Below are 20723 nucleotides of genomic sequence, written 5' to 3' on the forward strand. Positions count from 1 at the left end.
TTAGTTCTGTTTTGCTAGACGAATAACTGAATCTATTGCTTGTTTAAACAGTGCAACATCTGAAGACCATACAATATATGGAATACCTTTTTTAATTGCGAACTTATACTGCTCTTCATTCGATACTGCAATTCCAGGAATCTTATTATTCTCCCTACAAGCGTCTACTATTTTCATCACTGGATCTGCGAGGCTTCCATCCAGATAATTCGCATCTAATTCCAATGAAACACTTAAATCTAAAGGACCGATAAATACCACATCTAATCCTTCTACTTCACATATCTTTTCTACATTTTCAAAAGCACCTACTGTTTCTATATGAACAGCAATCGTAGTTGCTAAATTTTCTTCTTCCAAATAATTACTTGGTGTGTTTCCAAACTTAGCTGCTCGATGTGCAAATGTTAGCCCTCTTGAACCTTGTGGATGATACTTTGATTTGTCTACAATTTCCTTTACCTCATCAACATGTTCAATTTGGGGAACTTGAATACCTGTAGCTCCTAAGTCCAATGCCCGAAGAATACTACTCCGACTGGAATCAGGAAGACGAATAATTGTACTCATCTGATGTAAATCTGCAACTCTTACCATTTGTTCCACCTGATGGAAAGCAAGTGTCGTATGCTCCATATCGATGATGATAAAATCTAAACCGGCCATCCCTAATAGTTCAATCATTTCTGGAGAATTTATCTTCACAAACGTTCCCAGTTGAGGTTGTCCATTTTCCAAGCGCTTTTTAAATGATCGTTTTACATTTTCATTAAGCATCATATTCCGCTCTCTTCGGAGTAAAAATATCTAAATTATATACTGGTTCATCCCCCACAACCTCCGCATAATGCTCTACATCCGGTGGGACAACCAAAAGACCACCTTTTTCTAATACGACTACTTCTTCACCAACATGGAAATTTACTTTCCCACCTAGAATATAAACAATTTGTTCATATGAATGACTATGTGGTTTTGGCTCATGATCTGGTTGTAAAACATGTAGCGCTAAAGTAGCTCCTTCTCCGCTAAAAGCTTTACGAGTAACTCCCTCGCGCACTAAGATTTCTTCCATTAGATCCCAATTATTAGATTTCAATTTTAACTTTTCCATTTTACCCTCCAAGTTTTCTTTAATGATATCGCTTTCATTCTAATGTTTTTTGACAATTATCCTTCAACTAAAAAGTTTGTATTTGTTACTGTCATTGTTTTGATCTCTTCTCTTGAAAATCCATTTTCAAGTAAGTTATTTACAAATGTAAGCATGCCTTCTTCTGGATATGGATTATTTGTCTGTCCTAAATCACTTGATAAGATACAGTTTTCAGGCCCTACATACCTAATTGTTTCATACAGTTCTGGCCAATCAATACCATATGTAGGTGTAATAACACCGAAACACTGTTCCATAATAGCACCTAGCTCAGTTAATTCTTTTTGTTCTTTTTTAGAAAGATTAACAGATGAAAACGTCGGATGAGTTACTACGACTTTTTTTAGTTGCAAGTCCTTTGCTGCAGTAACTAATGCATATACTTCCTGCTTACTTAAATGACCAGTAGATAGTATTAAATCGTTTTGCTTAATAATTTCTAATACTTCAAGAGTTTTTTTAGTTAACTTTCCATCTTCAAGGATTGAAATACCTGCTTGTGTTTTACCTTGTTCTTTTAATTCATGTTGAACTTTTGCCCAAGGTGGTAGCTCTTCATAACTACTTTGGCTAAAAGTGTATTCTAATTCGTTTGTTGCATCGAATGTTGGCATCCAAACGATTTTTGCACCATCTCGCGCTGCCATCTCCACAGCTATCGGATTAATACCACCGGACGGATAATTTAAGCAAATAGCGCCAATTGGATCCACCGCCGGATATATTTTCTTCACTAGTCTTGCTCTTTCTGCAGTACAAAAATAATGCGATTTAATACCGAAGCCTTTCATACCTATCTTTTGAATACGTTCTGCCATCTCAAAGTCATCAAGCTTTCGCTCATTTACATCAGGACCCGTGTGAACATGAAGATCATAAGCACCCTCTAGTAAATCTACATTCATAAAATCAGCTCCTTTTAATCTTATATAAAAAAGATATAATAAATTTTAAATTATATATGATTTATATTTATTTATATATTATTCTAATAATCTCATTTTTTCAAGTCTTTTTAATAAATTTAATAGTACTAATAATTACCAAACAATTTACTCCTTTAGTTGTATAAGTATCACATTTGGACTAGAATGGTATTTAATTAGAGAAAAATTATATATATATCCGAGAAAGGAGAGATTCCATGGTAAAGAAGATTGATACGCTCGATGGGAAGACGAAATCTGAAAAAGTATACGAGTTCCTCCGAGCGAAAATATTAGCAGCAGAATACAAACCGGGGGACCGTCTCATTATTAGAAAGATTGCAAGACAACTTGAAGTGAGTGATATTCCCGTGAGAGAAGCGATAAAAAAACTAACTGCGGACGGCTTACTGGAGATTAAATCGCATAGCGGAGCTAGAATTGCACCATTTAATATAAAGAATTTAGAAGAAATGTTTCTAATTCGACTAGAACTAGAACCGTTAGCCACTCGTTTAGCTGCAAAATCGGCAACAAATGAAGAGATCATGCTTTTAGAAAATCTTGTTCTAGAGATGGAACAACATCTAAAGAATAATGACATTGAGGAATATACACATACCAATCGAGAATTTCACAAGCAATTATATCGTTCGTCGCACGCACCAGTTTTAATAGAAATCATCGAAAATCTATATCTTAGAAGTGAAAATTCAAAGTCGATTTTCCAACATGATCCCGATCGATTATTAGCTTCCAATGAGGAGCACCTAGCTATAGTTAATGCGTTAAAAAACAAAGACGAAGAAAACGCCTCCAAATTAATCTTTGCACAAAAAGAACATGGATTTAAAGTCGTACTCAATGCCTTAAAAGTCTCTAGCCAATTTTGGGGAGAAAACTAATTTGAGAACATAAAAAAGCGTTTTCTTTTACAATCACACTGTAAAAGAAAACGCTTTTCATTTAAGAAATAATCATATTAAGGAGTAACACACCAGCAAGTCCAACTAACGAAAGAATCGTTACCATGACAGACCAAGTTTTAATCGTTTGCCCAATAGTAAGATTGAAGTATTCTTTATAAATCCAGAATCCTGCATCATTCACATGGGAGAACGTAATACTTCCAGCACCGGCAGCTAACACCATTAATTCTGGGCTAATTCCCGTTATTCCAACAAGAGGTGCTGCAATACCCGCAGCCGTCATACCAGCTACAGTAGCTGATCCAACTGCTACTCGTAAAATAGCGGCGATTAACCAAGTTAGAAGTAATGGAGAAAGTGTTGAGCCTGCCATAATGTCTGCGATGTATTGATCAATATGACTGTCGATTAGTACTTGCTTAAATGCACCACCAGCAGCGATGATTAATAGAATCATTGCAATTCCGCTAACCGCATCTGTAACCGATTGCATAACTTCTTTCATTTTAATACCTCTGTTTAAACCAAAAGTAAAGAATGCAAGAATAACTGATAGTAACAATGCAACATTCGCATTACCGATAAAATCAAAGAACGGCATGATTGCTGAATTCGGCATAGTGATTTGAACTACCACTTGAGAAGCAATCAAAATAACAGGCATTAAAGATGTTAACAGACTCGTAACAAACCCAGGCATTTCTTCCTCTGTAAATTCTTTTGGATTAAATAGACCCTTAGGAATATCTACTTCTAAATCTTCTTTCTTGAACAACTTCGTAAATAACGGTCCACCAATAATAATGGCAGGAATAGCAATAACAATTCCATATAATAATGTTTTTCCTATATTTGCCTCAAATACACTTGCAACAGCTGTTGGTCCTGGGTGAGGAGGAACAAAACCGTGCATCGTAATAAGTGCTGCAATAACCGGCATCCCTATATACAATACTGGTACTCCAGCTGCAGCCGCAATCGTAAATACTAATGGAATTAATACAACAACTCCTGTTTCAAAAAATAGCGCAATCCCTACTACAGAAGCTGTCAAAACAGCCGCTAGTTGAACTCTCTTTTTACCAAAAACACGAATAAGCGTCGTCGCAATTCGTTGAGCTCCCCCCGAATCAGTCATCAACTTACCAAGGATAGCTCCAAAAACAATAATCATTGTTAGACTACCAAGTGTTCCACCTAAACCAGCTTGGACAGATTTCATTGCATCAAGCGGTGACATACCTTCTAAAATTCCTACTGATAAGGCAACAAGAATTAATGAGATAAAAGCATTTAACTTAAACACAATCATTAATATTAGTAAGAGTGCAACCCCTATACAAACAGATACTATTGGCATTCGAATTCCCCATTTCGATTTAGAAGCTTGTCCCCATGTATGACATAGGGACAGTTCTTATTTATTTGCAAATAATCGGACAAATTTTGTCATGACTGATTCCATTGTTTGTTGCATTTCTTCCATAACGGTAGAAAGATGTGGCATTTGTTTATTTTCAAAGGCGTTTTGCAAATAAGAAACGGCAGCCATAGATACTTCCGTATTCACATTCACTTTGCATATTCCAAGTTGAACTGCTTGTTTCACAATTGCATCGGGAGTTCCCGATCCCCCGTGAAGTACAAGTGGTACGTCAACAGCTTGCTGGATTTTCTCTAGAAGCGGTAAATCAATTTTCGGCTCCCCTTTATACATACCGTGAACCGTTCCGATTGCAGCAGCTAAAAAGTCCACTCCCGTTTCTGCAACAAAATCTTTCGCAGACTGTGGATCAGTTAGTGTGCCATCTCCTTCTTCTTCATCAGAGAAATCACCTTTTGCTAAAGAACCAATTTCTGCTTCTACTGATACACCAGCCATATGTGCGATTTCTACAATTTCTTTTGTGCGACGAATATTTTCTTCTATTTCATAGGCAGACCCGTCGAACATAACAGATGTGAATCCAGAGCGGATGGCACGAATAATGGACTCTTTTTCATATGCATGATCAAGATGAAGTGCAATAGGAACTGGAGACTTTTCTGCTATTGCTTTCACAAGTGCAGCAAAACCTTCTACGTCAACGGTTGGAAAATAACGTTCACCTAATGCGATAATGGCTGGTTGGTTTTCTCGTTCCGCAACACGAATGGCTGCTTGAACTGTTTCCAGGTTGTATACATTAAATGCTGCGACCGCATATTTACCTGCTTGGGCATTCTTTAATATTTCTATAGTGTTTACTAACATATAAGTCTCCCCTTGATGATTACTTATTTAAGATTTCCACTGTATCTTTTAAAGTTGTAACTGCACCTACATTACCTGGGAAAATAATATACGCAATACCAGGAAACTTACTTTCTTCTCCTGTATACCAAACAGGAATACCCGGTTGAATTTGACCTGCTACCGTTGCACGTTTTACTTCAAGTCCCTTTGTTCCGATATCACTAGAAGTAATACCACCTTTAGCAACAATGTAATTTGGTCGTACTTTTAGACGTTGAACGATACTTGTTACCGCATCTGAGATTTTCACCGATAGTTTTAACTCTTCTTCTTTTTTACCTTCTCCAAGATCAAGTCTTTCTCGTTTCGTATAAACAGTAACTGTTTTACCTTCACGAATAAGATTTTCAGTTGTTGAAATCACTCGATCTATTTCTTCTTGGAACTGGTCAGGTTGCAATACAAGATGGCAATCAAATTCGATGAACTCGATAAAATCACTAGTTTTCAATACTTCTAGCTGCTCCGTAGTTTTTTTAACGTGCGATCCAACTAGGATTAAACCACCATGATTCGTTTCATCTTGGATTAATTCTTCTCTTGTTAAAAGTGCTTTATCGCTAACTCCGCCAATTACTTTTGTCAGAGCAGCTGCACTTCGGAACATGAATTGTTTTCCAACCTTCATTGCTTTAGCTAGTGCAATTACAAAGATTTCTACATCGACGTAATCTACTGCGTTCACGACTACTTTGTTGAAATCTGCTACTTGAAGCAATTGATTTGTTATTCCTTCTATATCAAGTGATCGTAAGCTTTCTAGTGAAATATACGTTGCGTTATCCGCTTTGAATTTGCCGGCCGATTTCTCTTCAACATATTCCCCTAAATGTGATTTTGTATAACCAAATGTTCTGTCTTTCGCAAATTCAGTCTCCCCAGCTGGTACCAAATACTCTTCGTATTGTACATAGTGGATATTATCTACTGTAAGACGACCGCCTTCTTTGAAAAATGGAAGAATCACTTCGCCGTCATATTTGATTTCAGAAGCTGTTTCGATTGTACCTTTTAATACTTCAGTTTCAAGCGGGTAGTGACCTCTTAAAGTAGAATCACCACGGCTAATTACGATAAACTCTTTGTTTTGTTTTTTTGCTGCGGCTACGATATTTGTAGCAATTTCTGTATGTACTTTTTCTGTTTCGTCAGCAGTAAATCCGCGAGAATTAGTTAGGATAAAAAACATCACATTTTCTTCTTGAAATCCTTTTTCGATGCTCTCTACTGACCAGTCTGTGTATACGGAAACACCGTGCACTGTTTGTACACCTGTTGGATCATCGTCCAGCACGATGATTTTTTTATTCAAGTTAGCTAACTCAGCTTTTACCATATCTTTTACAGTTTGTGTATCCACTGCTTGGATATTATTTAAAACTTCCTTGGCTAGTCTATTTTCTGTACTATCAATTGTAGTCATCAATTAAACTCTCCCAACTTCAACATTAGCAAGTTTTTCAAAGTATTGAACAATACCACCATGATCGTCTGCCGCTTTCCCATCTACTTTTAATGCATGGAAAATTTCTAACAGTTGGCTTGATAACGGCATTGGCACACCAATACTATGTGCTGTATCCATTACGTTTGTGATGTCTTTCATATTAATATCAATTCTTCCACCAGCTACAAAATTACGATCTAGGATTAAAGGAACCTTCGCATCAAGTACTGCACTTCCTGCAAGTCCACCGCGAATTGCTTGATACATTTTTTCCACATCAATACCAGCTTTTGCAGCTAATACTAACGCTTCAGACATAGCGGCGATATTTAAGTTTACGATTACTTGGTTCGCTAACTTCGCAGTAGTTCCGCTTCCATTGCCCCCAACTAATGTTACTTCTGCACCCATCGCATAAAGTACATCTTTCACTTGCTCAAATACTTCTTCTTTACCGCCAACCATAATTGCAAGCGTACCATCTTTTGCTTTTGGTTCTCCTCCACTTACAGGAGCATCTAACATTTCAACACCTTGTTTTTCAGCAATCTCAGCAATTTCTTTTGAAACAACTGGTGTAATGGAACTCATATCGATAATAACTGCACCTTTTTTCGCGCCACTAAGCACACCATTTTCTCCTAAAACAACCTGTTGTACGTGATGAGAAGCAGGAAGCATTGTAATAATTATGTCACTGTTTTCGCCGATTATTTTGGCAGAATCTCCAGCTGTTGCACCAGCATCTATTAGAGTTTGAACTGCCTCTAAGTTCAGGTCGTTCACCATTACTTCGTACCCTTTAGCCAATAAATTCAGTGCCATAGGTTTCCCCATGATTCCTAATCCGATAAAACCAATTTTTTTTGACATAATTATTCCTCCTATTTATATTAGTCTTCCTTGTTTAAATATGTATCATACGTTTTAATAACCTTTAACTGAAACCGTTTTCAAAAACTTTTACATTTCATATTGTATACCTTCTTTTGAAGTTTGTACACAATTTTATTTAATTTGTACACAAACTACACACTTAATAGTTTTGTACTTTCTTTCTCTTATGATTTTTGATAAATTTGATAGTAATGAGATTGAAAAATTGGAGTGAAAGCAATGACTCAGCACGATAAAAATTCTCGCTTCGCTTCCAAACAAGCATATGAAGTGATTCGTGATCGAATTTTAAACGGAGATATGCCAGGCGGCACAAAGATTGTGGAAGAAAAATTAGCGACAGAACTAGGATTTAGCCGTACCCCTATTAGAGAATCACTGAAACAATTAAGTTATGAAGGGCTTATCGTTAATAAAAAGGTCGTACAGCCTACAGAAAAAGATCTACGAAACTTGTTTCAAGTTAGAAGTCTATTAGAGGGATTCTCAGCGAACGCAGCTGCAACCTATTTGCCAAAAGAAGATTTAAACACTCTTTATAGTTGCATAAAAATGGGAAGAGAAGGCACAGTGGAAGAAATAATGGATGCAAATGAAAGATTTCATGAAATTATTGTACAAGCTAGTGGCAACGCTCTTATGATAGACACAATAAATCGTATGAAGTCTATCATTTATCTTTTTCGAAAGACCGTAGTACTATACAATCGTCCAAGGTTAATCGACGAGCATGAGGAAATTTATGAAGCGATAAAAGCAAGAGATTCCGAAACGGCGAAGAAGCTTATGGAAGACCATCTTAAAGAGGATTTAGATTTTTGCTTACATATTTTAAATAGTGCCAGAACTAAATAAGAAGAAGGTAACAAATAAGATAATTTATAACTATTATTTGTTACCTCTTTTGTTTTGCCTTCCTATTAATCACCGAATGCAAATATTAGTTCCGTTTCGCAAACTAATTCCCCATCGACAGTCGCGATTCCTTTTCCCTTTCCAATTGGTCCTTTTATCCGAGTGATTTCAATTTCTAGACGAAGTTGGTCACCAGGTATTACTTGTCGCTTAAATCGACATTTATCTATTCCCGCTAATAGCCCTAACCGTCCTTCGTTCCCTTCTTTCGTTAGCATCGCAACTGCACTTACTTGGGCTAGCGCCTCCACAATTAATACACCTGGCATAACTGGGTAATTAGGAAAGTGTCCGTTAAAAAATTTTTCATTTGTAGTCACATTTTTTATTCCAACTGCTCTTTTTCCCTCTTCTAATTCTAGAATTCTATCTACTAATAGAAACGGATAGCGATGTTTAATAATTGCTTTCAATTCTTGCGTGTCTAACATATAGGAACTCCTCCATTAGTTATTACTTTTTCTATTTGATCTTTCAAAATAAGCCCTCGATATGTAAATCAAAAAAGTATCACTATTTACTTAATTGTAAACGTCTGAATTAAACACGGTTCATCATCTACTATTTCATGCTTTTCTTCAAATTCAATTTTTAATTGTGCATATGTCTTTTACCAAAATGACACGGCAGGTAGGTTTTCAACCAGCTCAATAACAAAATATTTCCCATGTTTTTCTTCAAACAATTTCCCCAACACTTTGCTACCTAATCCTTGATCATTATACTTATTCAAAATAAAAATATCGTTTACGCTAAAATCATTTGCTTTTTTTAAAAGAGGTCGCTCTAAAAGTAGAAGAAAAACTATAATGATATTATCATTCTTAATAAAATGAGGTGATAATCCTTCCGTTTTACAAAACAACTCTAGATCTTCATAATGAAAAAAAACATCTACACCAATATCAATATTTGGTGTGAATTTTGAAAGGTCGTGCAAATATAATGAATACAAGTTTCGCAATATAGGTGCTTCTGTTTCTAAAACTTTCTGAAGAGTGATAGTCAATTTCATTTCCCCCTTCCAATAAAAACCTCATTATAATTACCTTCACTTCACAACGATTCCCCTAAAATAAACTCTCTCGTTAGATGAAGTATTTCTTCTTGTATTTCTTTTTTATTTTTGTTTTCTGTTGAATACCCCACATGATATAGATAGCCCCTATAGTATGCGTACAATTCATTTGCTGCAGTAACTACAGTTGATATACGCTTTTTCTCTTCATCGTACGAATAATATCTATATGCTAGTGCACCATCGGTTGTAATCACTTGGTGAAAAATTGGGATATCGTCGATTAACAGTTCGTTTCTTAACTCGTTACCCATATTATCCGTTTGTTGTTTTGTAAAATCATATTTTTCCAGTGGATTTTCTTCAAGTTCTGTAACTGTTATTATATAAAATTCAGCTTTTTGATTGTATTCATTCGTATTAACATACGTATATTGCACTTGATTTTGTACAATACTGTTTTCACCTTTTGAAGTAACGAGATATGCAGTTTGTTCATTCACTTCGAAAGGCAATTTTTTTGGATCCACAATATGAACTGCTTTCTTTATAGAAACAGGTGCAACAATCATCATCTCATCAATTGGCAAAGGTTGATAATGCGTTATATTTTCCCTCTCATCGAGTTCGTCAACTGACTTAAAATACTCACTATATGTTAGACCTTCCCCTTTAACCTTTTTTAAAGTAGGTTCATCTTGTTTGTTAGTACACCCTGCCATCATAAAGGCAAAAATCACTAGTAGTAAAATAGGTATAACCATTTTATTACGAGTCATTTGAAATCTCTTCTTTCATTTATCTTATTCTTATTAACTTTTAACATTTCCTTTAACGTAGAATGTATATTCGTTAGGCTAATTAAAATAAGGCCTAGCACTACAAAAGTAACAACTTCACCTGTAATAAACGAAATAATGCCAAGTATTATAAAATATAAAGTATACAACCATTTTTTTACAATCCATCCACTCTCTTCTTATTATTCAATCAAAGGATTTCCACATACGAATTATCATTCTTGGTATGAAAATGATTATGTTCCAAATTAGTTCCACAATGACAGAGTCACGGATTTCCTTCAGTATACTTTTAAAAAATCCATCTTCTTTCTTCGTTTGCTTTTCTTTCATTCCTTCATCCTCAATTCCATTTCTACTAACAAGTTTATCCCACTAAAATTTTCGTCGTATGAAAAGCAAGTTTTAGAAGAATCGGAGTCCAAATTGCAAAAGTGAAATGATAATAGTGTTCGTTAGATTCTTTGGTATATCATAAATTGAAATGACTAAAAGTAACCAAAAAATAATAGAATTTGTACGTACTTCATATTGTTTCTTAATACTTTTATTGATTAATCTACTTGTCATTGTATGGATAAAATACAACAGAAACGATACCCCAAACCAATTAACCCAAATATCCCCACTGTAAGAAATGCCAAAGCTCTCGTAAATTACTCACAATACATTTTCAGCTAAAATAAAACCAAAAATCAAATAAATTAACATTTAAAAGCGAGAACCGTGGACATTTAAAGTAGCCAGTTTTTACCTCCCCCTTCTTTGGATCTTCACACTTTATCTACGTATTAATTTAGTAATCTGTTTCATATTTTTGAACTTTGTGTAAATGTTTATTAGGTTGAGAAAATGTAAAAAAGCAACCCCTTCATAAAAGGGATTGCTCTTCATCATATCATTTATAAAACTTTCTCTAAAAACTCTTTCGCTCTAGCCGATTTTGGCTCCGTGAAAAACTGTGCAGGTGGCGTATCTTCTACAAGCTGACCCGCATCAAGGAAAAGAATGCGATCTGCTACTTCACGTGCAAAGTTCATTTCATGCGTCACGATTACCATTGTCATACCAGAGTCTGCAAGTGTCTTCATAACTGCTAGCACTTCTTTTACCATTTCAGGATCTAGCGCAGAAGTTGGCTCATCAAATAGCATAACAGATGGATTCATCGCTAACGCACGAGCAATCGCTACACGCTGCTTTTGACCGCCAGATAAACGATTTGGATACTCATCACGTTTTTCAAAAAGACCTACTTTTCGTAATAACTCATCCGCTATTTCGATCGCCTGCTTCTTGGAAACGCCTTGTACATTCATTGGTGCATAAATTAAATTTTCAAGTACTGTTTTATGGGGAAATAAATGAAAATGTTGGAACACCATGCCGACATTTTCACGCACTTTCATAATGTTTGTGCGCTTATCCGTTACAATATCTTTGCCAATCGTAATGACGCCATTTGTAGGCTCTTCCAACAAGTTTATACAGCGTAAAAATGTAGACTTTCCGGAGCCGGATGGACCGATGATTGCAATTACTTCTTTTTCTTTAATTTCAGTTGAAATGCCCTTTAGCACTTCATTATTACCGAATGATTTATGCAAGTTCTCTACTTTAATCACTTCTACTCATCCTCTTTTCTAGCTTTTTACCAAGGAATGTTAAAATGAGCGTCATAATATAATAAATTACACCGGCAATCATTAATGCCTCTAAATAATGATAACTAGAACCGCCAACAACATAAGCACGACGCATAATATCAAGCGCCCCGATTACTGTTACAATAGCAGATTCCTTATTTAATGTGATAAATTCATTCATTAATGCTGGCATAATATTTTTCATTGCCTGCGGTAAAATGATGTCCTTCATCATTTTTGCATAGGAAATTCCTAATGCAAGAGATGCTTCTTGCTGACCTCTATCAACCGCATTAATACCACCACGAATAATCTCAGAAATATATGCACCAGAGTTTAATCCAAATGCAAGAATAGCTGCTGGCATCGGGTCGATATTAACGTCAAAAAGCTGAGGAATTGCATAGTAAATAATCATTAGTTGTAGGACAAGCGGAGTCCCTCGGAATATAGATGTATAAAAATCCGCTACTAACTTTAGTGCGGTAATCTTCCCAATTTTGCAAAGCGCTAGTAATATACCAAGCACCATTCCTATAATTGTTGCTCCGATAACAATTTGAAGCGTAACACCTATCCCTTTTAATATATAAGGAATAGAGGGAACGACAGCAGTAAAATCTAACACATCGTTACCCTCCTTTCTATTCGAACTATTTAAATCTTAGCCAGAGTTCCTCGAGAATCAGCAGTTATTATTTGCAGAGTCAGGTTGATTTTATTCTGCGTCGACTACAAACCATTTCTGTCTTAATTCTTCAATTTTCCCGCTATCGGTTAATTCTTTAATTGCTTGGTCGAATTGCGCTTTTAGTTCGCTGCCTTCTGGGAATACAGCTGCCTTATAGTCCACATCGTCTATTGCTACCGGGAAATACGTTAAATCTGGATTTCGCTCTACATAGTTTTCAGCTACGATATCTTCAATAATTGCAGCGTCAAATCGTTTCGTCATTAATTCTTGTACTACTTCTGGGATTAAGTTACGGCTCTCCACTTTCATATCGACCGTTTTTGCCACTTCTTTTGCAAGATCTTCTTGAATGGAAGAAATTTGGGCACCTACTGTTTTGCCTGCTAAATCTTCTAATGTTTTAATGCCACTATCTTTTTTCGTAACAACCATTTGTTGCGTTTCGTTGTATGGTTCGGAGAAGTCTACTACTTTGTCACGTTCTGGGTTTGGAGTCATACCTGCTAATACGAAATCTACTTTGCCTGCTTGTATTGCTGGGATTAAGCCGTTAAAATCAATGTTTTCCACTTTAACTTCAAAACCTAATTTTTCACCAATTAAATTGGCAAGATCTATATCAAAACCAATGATTTCTTCTCCTTTTGCTGTATCAACAAACTCGAATGGTGGATAGTCAGCAGACGTACCCATTACTAATACCTTTTTATCTTCTGTTGTTGTTCCTTCACTACCGGATGATTTTTCGTTTTCTGTCTTAGTACCACAAGCTGCTAATACAGCGATAACCAGTACTAGCATGAACATAAATAATTTATTCTTCATTATTAATTCTCCTCCATATAACGATTAATTGCCTTTTCCAGCATTCCTAAACCGTCGTCTATTTGTTCTTTTGTTATTGTTAAAGGTGGAATCATTCGAATAACTTCCCCTTCGTTACCACATAGATAGAAAAGTACGCCTTCTTCTAACGCATAGTCAAGAATTTTCATCACCGCTTGTCCATCAACCTTACCCGTTTCTGGATTGGAGATTTCAATTCCTATCATTAAACCGACTGAGCGAATATCACTAATAATAGGATATTTCGTTTGAAGTTTTTTTAATTGTTCTGTTGCATATGCTCCAACAACTTTTGAGTTTTCCACAAGGTTTTCTTCATGAAATATTTCTAAAGTCGTTAAAGCAACTGAACATGCAATTGGATTACCGCCGAATGTTGTACCATGCATGCCAAGTGGCCATTTTTTCATTAATTCCTTCGAAGCTACTGTCGCACTTAATGGAAGACCGGATGCAATGCCTTTTGCAATTGCCATAATATCGGGTGTTACGCCAAAGTATTGTGAAGCAAACCATTCGCCAGTACGACCGAAACCTGTTTGTACTTCATCAAAAATTAATAAAATTCCATTCTCATCACAGATTTCTCTAATTTTCTTTACCCAAGCCTTCGGAGGAATAATGTATCCACCTTCTCCAAGCACTGGTTCTAAAATGACACAAGCAACTTCTTCTGGTGTAACTTGGTGTTTAAAAAGACGTGTAAAATCTTTTTCTAGCTGTTCTACACAGTAAATTTCTGGATCTATTCCGGCTGGGCAACCTTTTACGTCTGCATACGGAATTTGATAGGACAAATGAGATGGCTGTAAAAACTTACGATATTTACTTTTAGATGTTGTTACACCTAATGCCCCAAGAGAACGACCGTGGAAGCAACCAGTAAATGATACAACATACGGGCGCTCTGTCACGAATTTCGCAAGTTTCAACGCACCTTCAATTGCCTCCGTTCCGCTATTTGCAAAGAAAAAGCAATCTAAATCCCCTGGTAAGACTTCCCCTAGATTTTTGGAAAGCTTTAAAATAGATTCGTACATAATAACGCCAGATGGACCATGTACAAGTTGATCCGCCGCATCCTTAATGCTTTGTACAACTTTTGGATGACGATGTCCTGTATTAGCTACCGCAATCCCTGATGTAAAGTCCAAATATGTTTTGCCGTCTACACCGTAGTAGTAGCAACCCTCTTCCTTCACAATCGGAATATTTGGGTGATCTTTTGCCATACTTGGCGCTAAATAATCCCCCATATTATCATATAATTCTAACCAGTTACTCAAACTGCTCACCTTCACTTTTCCGTATGTTATTCTATCGATAACAAAGAGTTAAACACTAACTATTCGTAATAGTAGGAAACGCTTCGTTCGTACTTTGACTGTTTTTTTGACATGTATATAATATAGACCCCCACGTATAAATATTCAACAACTTTTTTTGGTGAATATTAAAGTTTTAATTAGTAGAATTTTCAGTGTTCCAACCTTTAAAAATTTCAGTTATGAATGTATTATCATTCCCATGAGTACCGACATTCATACTATAAGACTCCTTCTTTTCTTAAACATTTCTAATACCATATTCCTTGCTTCATTACAAAGCAGCTCTGCTTTTAATAATAACCTTTTGGTAATTCAAGAACTAAGACATTTGTACAATCCATTCTTCATAATATAAAATAAAAAAATAAACATAAAATGAAGATATTCACACTTCTGTCAATAATTGTTATCCATACTGAAAATTTGGCTCTGCCTGTGAATGCTAGTTTATTAAGGGGGTTTGTGGATGTTATTAATATTAAGTATATTAATAGTATTAGGTTATACTACATTCTTGATCTTCAAAATTTCTTTCAATACAGAGAAATTGGCAGGCATGACAGCCATGATAATAGTGATGTCATTGGGAATGATGTCAAGTTTGGTTATTGGATTAATCTCAGGAATAATTTATAAAAATGATTTAACTTCTTCAACGATTCTTGCCATTGTTCTAAGTTTATTTGTTGGTTATTTTTTAGGTAAAGGATTGGGCTTGGTTGTTATAATTGAAGGAATGGCAGCTTCACTAATGGGTAGCATGATGGGAGCAATGTTGGGGGAAATGTTACCATCAGAGAACTTTCAGATTATGTTAGCGTTTATGGATGCCCTGTATATCATAGTTGTATATTTAATCTTACTTCAAATCAGAGATATTTTAAGGAAAAGTAGTGATAAAGCACCCACTATTAATCACACCTACACTTCAATCTTCATAATGGTTATATTAATTGCTATCGTATTATTTACTACTTTTTATGAAGTTAATCATACTGAAAAGCAAATAAATGATCGACCTGTTGAAAACCAGTTGAATGAGCATAATCATCATTAAAGGAAAATAATCGATTACAGATTGATAAATAGACTGAAAATAGTTTTATCCAATAACAATAAACGGTCTCATCATCTCATAATCTTCGTGCTCCAAGATATGGCAGTGCCATACATACAGTCCTTTATATGCACCATCGAACTTCATAATAATACGAGTTATCTGTTTTGGATTTGCTCTTACTGTATCCTTCAATCCTCGTTCTTGTGGTTCGGGAGATATTGCTGGACCCGTATAATGAATAATTTTCTCCTTTTTATACTTTTCTACATCGAAATCTCTTCGGTCTAATATTTGAAAATCAATTAAGTGAATATGGATAGGATGTGTATCGGCCGTTAAGTTGATAAGATACCATAATTCGGTTGAACCTAATTCTGGCTTCTCTGTAATAGGGTCATCCCACCGCTTATTATCTAATAGCATGAAATCTCGTCCATACTGATCCATATTATTTTTTAATGTTAGGTATCTTATCTTTGAAGCTGACTGTTCTATTATTTCTGGAAGAGGCATCATATAAGCTGGGATAACACTCGTATCAACACTCGAGAGTGGAAGGATTACTCTAAATTTCATCACTTCACCAACCGTATTATCATTTGGTGTCTCTCCCCTTGGAAAAGGAGCAGGGGCACTATTTTTCATGATGATATTTCTTCCCTCAAGATTTGTGAAATCAATAATGATATCCACTCTTTCAGCAGGAGCCAATTTAATTTCTTTAATGCCTATTGGATATTCCATTAAGCCTCCATCTGTTCCGATTTGATATATAAGTTGACCTGAATCAAGTTTGATCCTATAGAAACGGGTGTTAGATCCATTTAGTAGCCTAAACCGATATTTCCGTGGTTCCACATTTAAATAGGGCCATACCTTGCCATTTACAAGTATAGTATCCCCAATGAATTCAGGAATCACTGACGTTTCTAATTCCGAGACTTGTTTTTCTGGTTGTTTCGGGTAATACAGAGAACCGTCCTTATTAAAGGATTTGTCTTGTATAATAAGCGGAATTTCAAAATCACCAGATGGTAAATTCATCGAACGTTCCTGCTGATTCCTTACTAGAAAAAATCCCGCCAAACCCGCATATACATTCAGTCTTGTGATTCCAAGTGCGTGATCATGATACCAAAGGGTACAAGCTTGCATGATATTATCATATTGATACACTTTTTTCCTAAAATATGGCCCTACTTGTTCGAATCCTTTTGTAAACCAAGCCTCTGGATAACCATCGCTTTCTGATTCAACACTAGCGCCGTGTACATGTACAACCGTTCTTACTTCTGGTACATCCATATGGGCACCATGTACAGTATGATCAATAGGTAAAAGATGCTTTTTGGGAAGATTATTGCTCCATTTAATAAATACCTTTTCTCCGCTTTCCACCTCAATGGTAGGTCCTGGATAGCTGCCTTCGTACCCCCAAACCGTTGTATTTGGTAATTCACTATGGAGGGATTGCTTAAATTCTGTCATATTAACTTTGTAATAAGTGAAAAAATGATCTTTTCGACGTGGTTTTAAAACAGGGAGAATGGGAAGTTCATCGATGAATTTCGATAGAATCATATTTGTTGGCTTTGTCTTGCTCTCTCCACATTGTTTATCAGGGGTACATTTACATTGATCTCCACATGTACAACTCAGATTTTGGCAATACGGGTTCGGACAGGGTTTGGGAAAGGGTTGTAGATTTTGTGAAAATTCGTCATTAACGTTCATTCATATTCCTCCTTTTTTTGTATATATACGCTACTTTATTAGAAGGTTTATTTAGCGTTCTAAAACTTGTGAGATATTTCGATTGAATTTTTATATAGGTGGAATGGGAAAATCATCTTCAAACTTAAAGAGAATCATAACTCCATCCTTTTAATAAACTGTTGATTAGTATCAAAACCAAATTCAATCTTTAAAGTAACCATCAACCCCTTCTTACTTGACTGTGGTTAGGAGTTTTTCATTTGCTAGAAGCTTTGTTACTTTGATATAAGACAAACTACCTTATTCATCACGTAATCTTTTCATAATCTATAAATAGTATTAGAAAAGAGGGATGTAAGATGTCTGAATATGAAGGCGGAGGATACGGTAGACCAGTATCGAACTTTGCGCTGATTGTAGTTTTGTTTATCCTACTTATCATTGTAGGAACATCTTTTATGTATTAAAAACAAATATGTTGATTATTTGAATTAACGAGAGAAATCTTTGCTCTGACAAGCATCACTCCTTAGTCGTATGGCATTTAGTCTGTTTTATCGAACGATTTTTAGAGAGATAATTAAGTAGGAAAAAATAATATTAATACAATCCCCTCCTGTACCTTCTCCTCTTAAAAATCGACCTGCTCTTAAGTGAGTCGGTCGATTTTTTCAATAGAATAAATTTAGGTTATCAGTAATTTTGCATGCATTCTTCGTTCCAACAGATTCACTCGATCTCGTTAATCAGTATATTTCTTAACCTATTCCTTATAAAGTTCATCATTTTGTTTAGAACCATATGGTAAACATATTCTGTTATATCTTCCCCGCTTTTGTATCATATTCTCAAAAAGTGGGATTATCTTCTTTAATATACATGCAATAATATATGCACTGTATCTTTGTCCTCATACAGTTCCAAAGTGTATGACAAGCATATTATATCTGTATTACGATTAGGAGGGATTATCACTGTCTAATGATTATTTAGATTTATTAGCTTATTTTGGTATTGGTGGCGCACATCCTGGGGGATTTGCTTTAACCCAATCTATATTGGAAGACGAAAACATTCAACGAACGGAAGCTGTACTTGATTTAGGTTGTGGGACGGGGCAAACCGCAGCTTATTTAGCGGAAAGGTTTCATTGCCAACTTACAGCGATCGATAAACATCCCATCATGGTTGAAAAAGCGAAAGAACGACTCAAAAATAATAATCCCCCCATCCAATTGATAGAAGGGGACGCTGAAAATTTAAGATTTGCGGATGATTCATTCGACTTAGTCATTGCCGAGTCAGTAATCGCCTTCACTCATATTTCGAAAACATTAGATGAACTTGCACGAGTAATAAAAAATACTGGTAGGATGATTATCATCGAAATGACAGCTGAGCAAAATCCAACAGAAGCATTGCAAAGAGAAATATTTAGTTTATACGGAATACGCGAAGTTCTAACGGAAGAAGAGTGGAGAGCTAAACTACAGCAAGCTGGATTCACTAAAATTGAAACGATAAAAACACCATCTGCACTAATACCAAGTGAACTTCATGACGTCAATCAATCCAAAAATATCCATTCAAAATTCTTCGATCTATGGGAGAAGCACGATCAATTTGTCCTTCAAAACAATCATTTCATTGGCTTCCGGGTATTTAAATGTCATTTATCTTAATAGGAAAGTCAGAACCTGTGATTATTTCCTTAGCAGATTTATTGTATACTGCGTTACTTGGAAAAGGTCCATGCTTCTTTTGAAAACTATCTACAATTTGAAAACCTATATGATAACCAATCCATTTCGGCAAGCGACTTCCCACTTTACCAAACAAAAAAACCTGATGATTTTTAACTCCTGTAACATGTAATGAAGGTATAAAATGTTTTTTCCATATATCTACAGCTTCATCAAATGCATAAAGATTTATCCAAGGTGCTAACCACTTTTCACCATACAAATCCTTTACCGCATATTCACCAAGTCCTTCAATAATTAACGAATCCAATAAAGAAATCTGATTTGGAGCTAGATTCAAATAATCTAGTCTGCACACATGATTATACTCATGTGCAAACAGAGCCTTTATTTCTTCCGTATGGAGATCAGGAGACAAGAACAAAAATAATGCGCCTCTATAAGCTATGCCATTTTTTTTAGGTATTTCCTTTCTTGATTTTGCATTTGCATTTTTTATCGGGAGAATATAGATGGAAACTTTTGGTCCATTCCACCGTTTTCTTAATAGTTTATATTCCTGTTTCACAATTTGCCACACATTTTGTGCTTCCATTCGTTTGACAGTATCTTTAATATTCCTCCACTCCCCGGGCTGAAATAAACCATTCCTGAGAAGTTCATACTGTACGATTTCAGGATTTACTGTGGGGAATAACTTCTTGAGAGGTCCACCAATTATTTCAGAATGTATATTAGTTACCCCTCTTCCTGATTGCTCTTCACACAGTTCCACAAATTTATTAAGAAGATTTTGTGTTTGAATTACTGGCATGCATCTCTTCCTTTTCTTTTTTCTTTATTCTATGTTTACATGTCAAATTATTTTTAGAATCATGAAATATTTTTACATTCCATTTTTCGTTAGACGTTTGTCTTTTGTGAAATATTATGAACCGCATATGTTAATAGGACATACATGTATGTAATTTGTCATGAGAGGAGGACGAATATGAATAATTTATACAATCAATGTTGTAGATATCATGGGCAAAGAGTGAGAATAAATTGTCGTGATGGCAGTGTTCACGTAGGTGAAATTACTAGAGTTAGCAGAAATAGAGTTTGGATTCGACCAGATGCAGAATTTGGTGGGTATGGCTTAGGTTGGTTTGGTGAAGGATTTGGGGTTGGCTTTGGTATTGCGCTCGGTGCTATTACCGGAATTGCTTTAGCATCCGTATTTTTTTGGTAAGACATATCCTATCCTATTCAAATACATTCCATAATGCTTTTTTGTAGGGGAAATAAGAAAGGGAATTTTCATACTCCCTTTCTTATTTGTTTTTTATTGTATTGGCATATAA

Annotated in this window: 22 protein-coding genes and 1 pseudogene; 6 read left to right on the top strand and 17 right to left on the bottom strand. The window is 35.6% G+C overall.

Annotated features, from left to right (window positions below):
• The 3 genes from BMZ04_RS11620 to BMZ04_RS11630 are packed head-to-tail and all read right to left on the bottom strand — an operon-like array spanning position 1 to position 2061.
• Positions 1-780 carry an HpcH/HpaI aldolase family protein gene (locus BMZ04_RS11620; RefSeq protein ID WP_093270262.1) on the bottom strand — a complete coding sequence of 260 codons (780 nt, stop codon included), beginning with the start codon at positions 778-780 and terminating at the stop codon, positions 1-3.
• Positions 770-1114: a cupin domain-containing protein gene (locus tag BMZ04_RS11625; protein WP_093270265.1), complete on the bottom strand. Its 345-nt coding sequence runs from the start codon at positions 1112-1114 to the stop codon at positions 770-772. The genes BMZ04_RS11620 and BMZ04_RS11625 overlap by 11 nt, the downstream gene beginning before the upstream one ends.
• A gap of 56 nt (positions 1115-1170) precedes the next feature.
• Positions 1171-2061: a DUF6282 family protein gene (locus BMZ04_RS11630; protein WP_093270268.1), complete on the bottom strand. Its 891-nt coding sequence runs from the start codon at positions 2059-2061 to the stop codon at positions 1171-1173.
• 239 nt (positions 2062-2300) lie between these two features.
• On the opposite strand from BMZ04_RS11630, the gene BMZ04_RS11635 reads away from it, so the two are divergent.
• The gene (locus tag BMZ04_RS11635) at positions 2301-2987 is read left to right on the top strand and encodes a GntR family transcriptional regulator (protein ID WP_093270271.1); all 687 of its coding nucleotides are present in this window, start codon (positions 2301-2303) and stop codon (positions 2985-2987) included.
• A 61-nt stretch (positions 2988-3048) separates the two neighbouring features.
• On the opposite strand, the gene BMZ04_RS11640 is transcribed toward BMZ04_RS11635, so the two are convergent.
• From BMZ04_RS11640 to garR, 4 genes are read right to left on the bottom strand one after another with little or no spacing between them, the layout of a single operon-like run.
• Positions 3049-4371 (bottom strand): gluconate:H+ symporter, encoded by a 1323-nt coding sequence (locus BMZ04_RS11640; RefSeq protein ID WP_093270274.1) that lies wholly within the window; start codon positions 4369-4371, stop codon positions 3049-3051.
• Positions 4372-4428: 57 nt separating this feature from the next.
• Entirely contained in the window at positions 4429-5265 is an 837-nt protein-coding gene (locus BMZ04_RS11645; protein WP_093270277.1) for a class II fructose-bisphosphate aldolase, read from the bottom strand.
• A gap of 19 nt (positions 5266-5284) precedes the next feature.
• A complete protein-coding gene (locus tag BMZ04_RS11650) occupies positions 5285-6730 on the bottom strand; it encodes a four-carbon acid sugar kinase family protein (protein ID WP_093270701.1) in 1446 nt (481 codons plus the stop codon).
• Positions 6731-6733: 3 nt separating this feature from the next.
• Positions 6734-7627, bottom strand: coding sequence for a 2-hydroxy-3-oxopropionate reductase (garR, locus tag BMZ04_RS11655; RefSeq protein ID WP_093270280.1), 894 nt, complete (start codon positions 7625-7627; stop codon positions 6734-6736).
• 243 nt (positions 7628-7870) lie between these two features.
• Here garR and BMZ04_RS11660 point away from each other — a divergent pair, with 243 nt between their 5' ends.
• Complete coding sequence (locus BMZ04_RS11660; protein ID WP_093270283.1) at positions 7871-8506, top strand: GntR family transcriptional regulator; 636 nt, start codon at positions 7871-7873, stop codon at positions 8504-8506.
• A gap of 65 nt (positions 8507-8571) precedes the next feature.
• Here BMZ04_RS11660 and fabZ read toward each other — a convergent pair whose 3' ends face one another.
• The 8 genes and pseudogenes from fabZ to BMZ04_RS11700 form a co-directional block, all read right to left on the bottom strand.
• On the bottom strand, positions 8572-8997 hold the full coding sequence (fabZ, locus tag BMZ04_RS11665) for a 3-hydroxyacyl-ACP dehydratase FabZ (protein WP_093270286.1): 426 nt from the start codon (positions 8995-8997) through the stop codon (positions 8572-8574).
• A gap of 86 nt (positions 8998-9083) precedes the next feature.
• Positions 9084-9575, bottom strand: a pseudogene (locus BMZ04_RS11670) (GNAT family N-acetyltransferase).
• A 47-nt stretch (positions 9576-9622) separates the two neighbouring features.
• Positions 9623-10363 carry a hypothetical protein gene (locus BMZ04_RS11675; RefSeq protein ID WP_093270290.1) on the bottom strand — a complete coding sequence of 247 codons (741 nt, stop codon included), beginning with the start codon at positions 10361-10363 and terminating at the stop codon, positions 9623-9625.
• A 207-nt stretch (positions 10364-10570) separates the two neighbouring features.
• Complete coding sequence (locus BMZ04_RS22400; RefSeq protein WP_177184422.1) at positions 10571-10717, bottom strand: hypothetical protein; 147 nt, start codon at positions 10715-10717, stop codon at positions 10571-10573.
• A 569-nt stretch (positions 10718-11286) separates the two neighbouring features.
• Entirely contained in the window at positions 11287-12009 is a 723-nt protein-coding gene (locus BMZ04_RS11685) for an amino acid ABC transporter ATP-binding protein (protein WP_093270296.1), read from the bottom strand.
• The gene (locus BMZ04_RS11690; RefSeq protein WP_093270299.1) at positions 12002-12658 is read right to left on the bottom strand and encodes an amino acid ABC transporter permease; all 657 of its coding nucleotides are present in this window, start codon (positions 12656-12658) and stop codon (positions 12002-12004) included. The genes BMZ04_RS11685 and BMZ04_RS11690 overlap by 8 nt, the downstream gene beginning before the upstream one ends.
• Positions 12659-12748: 90 nt before the next feature.
• A complete protein-coding gene (locus tag BMZ04_RS11695; protein ID WP_093270302.1) occupies positions 12749-13549 on the bottom strand; it encodes a transporter substrate-binding domain-containing protein in 801 nt (266 codons plus the stop codon).
• Positions 13550-13551: 2 nt separating this feature from the next.
• Entirely contained in the window at positions 13552-14856 is a 1305-nt protein-coding gene (locus BMZ04_RS11700; protein ID WP_093270305.1) for an aspartate aminotransferase family protein, read from the bottom strand.
• 508 nt (positions 14857-15364) lie between these two features.
• On the opposite strand from BMZ04_RS11700, the gene BMZ04_RS11705 reads away from it, so the two are divergent.
• Positions 15365-15955, top strand: coding sequence for a hypothetical protein (locus BMZ04_RS11705; protein ID WP_093270308.1), 591 nt, complete (start codon positions 15365-15367; stop codon positions 15953-15955).
• A gap of 45 nt (positions 15956-16000) precedes the next feature.
• Here the strand turns inward: BMZ04_RS11705 and BMZ04_RS11710 are convergent, their stop codons facing one another.
• Entirely contained in the window at positions 16001-17539 is a 1539-nt protein-coding gene (locus BMZ04_RS11710) for a multicopper oxidase family protein (protein ID WP_093270704.1), read from the bottom strand.
• A 494-nt stretch (positions 17540-18033) separates the two neighbouring features.
• Here BMZ04_RS11710 and BMZ04_RS11715 point away from each other — a divergent pair, with 494 nt between their 5' ends.
• Both BMZ04_RS11715 and BMZ04_RS11720 read left to right on the top strand, forming a co-directional pair.
• A complete protein-coding gene (locus tag BMZ04_RS11715) occupies positions 18034-18141 on the top strand; it encodes a YjcZ family sporulation protein (protein ID WP_093270311.1) in 108 nt (35 codons plus the stop codon).
• Positions 18142-18732: 591 nt separating this feature from the next.
• The gene (locus BMZ04_RS11720; protein ID WP_255367904.1) at positions 18733-19356 is read left to right on the top strand and encodes a class I SAM-dependent methyltransferase; all 624 of its coding nucleotides are present in this window, start codon (positions 18733-18735) and stop codon (positions 19354-19356) included.
• Here the strand turns inward: BMZ04_RS11720 and BMZ04_RS11725 are convergent.
• Positions 19337-20191, bottom strand: a complete 855-nt coding sequence (locus BMZ04_RS11725) for a DUF2268 domain-containing putative Zn-dependent protease (RefSeq protein WP_093270318.1) — start codon at positions 20189-20191, stop codon at positions 19337-19339. The genes BMZ04_RS11720 and BMZ04_RS11725 overlap by 20 nt on opposite strands.
• A gap of 177 nt (positions 20192-20368) precedes the next feature.
• Here BMZ04_RS11725 and BMZ04_RS11730 point away from each other — a divergent pair, with 177 nt between their 5' ends.
• Positions 20369-20611: a hypothetical protein gene (locus BMZ04_RS11730; protein WP_093270322.1), complete on the top strand. Its 243-nt coding sequence runs from the start codon at positions 20369-20371 to the stop codon at positions 20609-20611.
• Positions 20612-20723 lie beyond the last annotated feature (112 nt).

This window comes from Psychrobacillus sp. OK032, assembly GCF_900111345.1.
Taxonomy (GTDB): domain Bacteria; phylum Bacillota; class Bacilli; order Bacillales_A; family Planococcaceae; genus Psychrobacillus.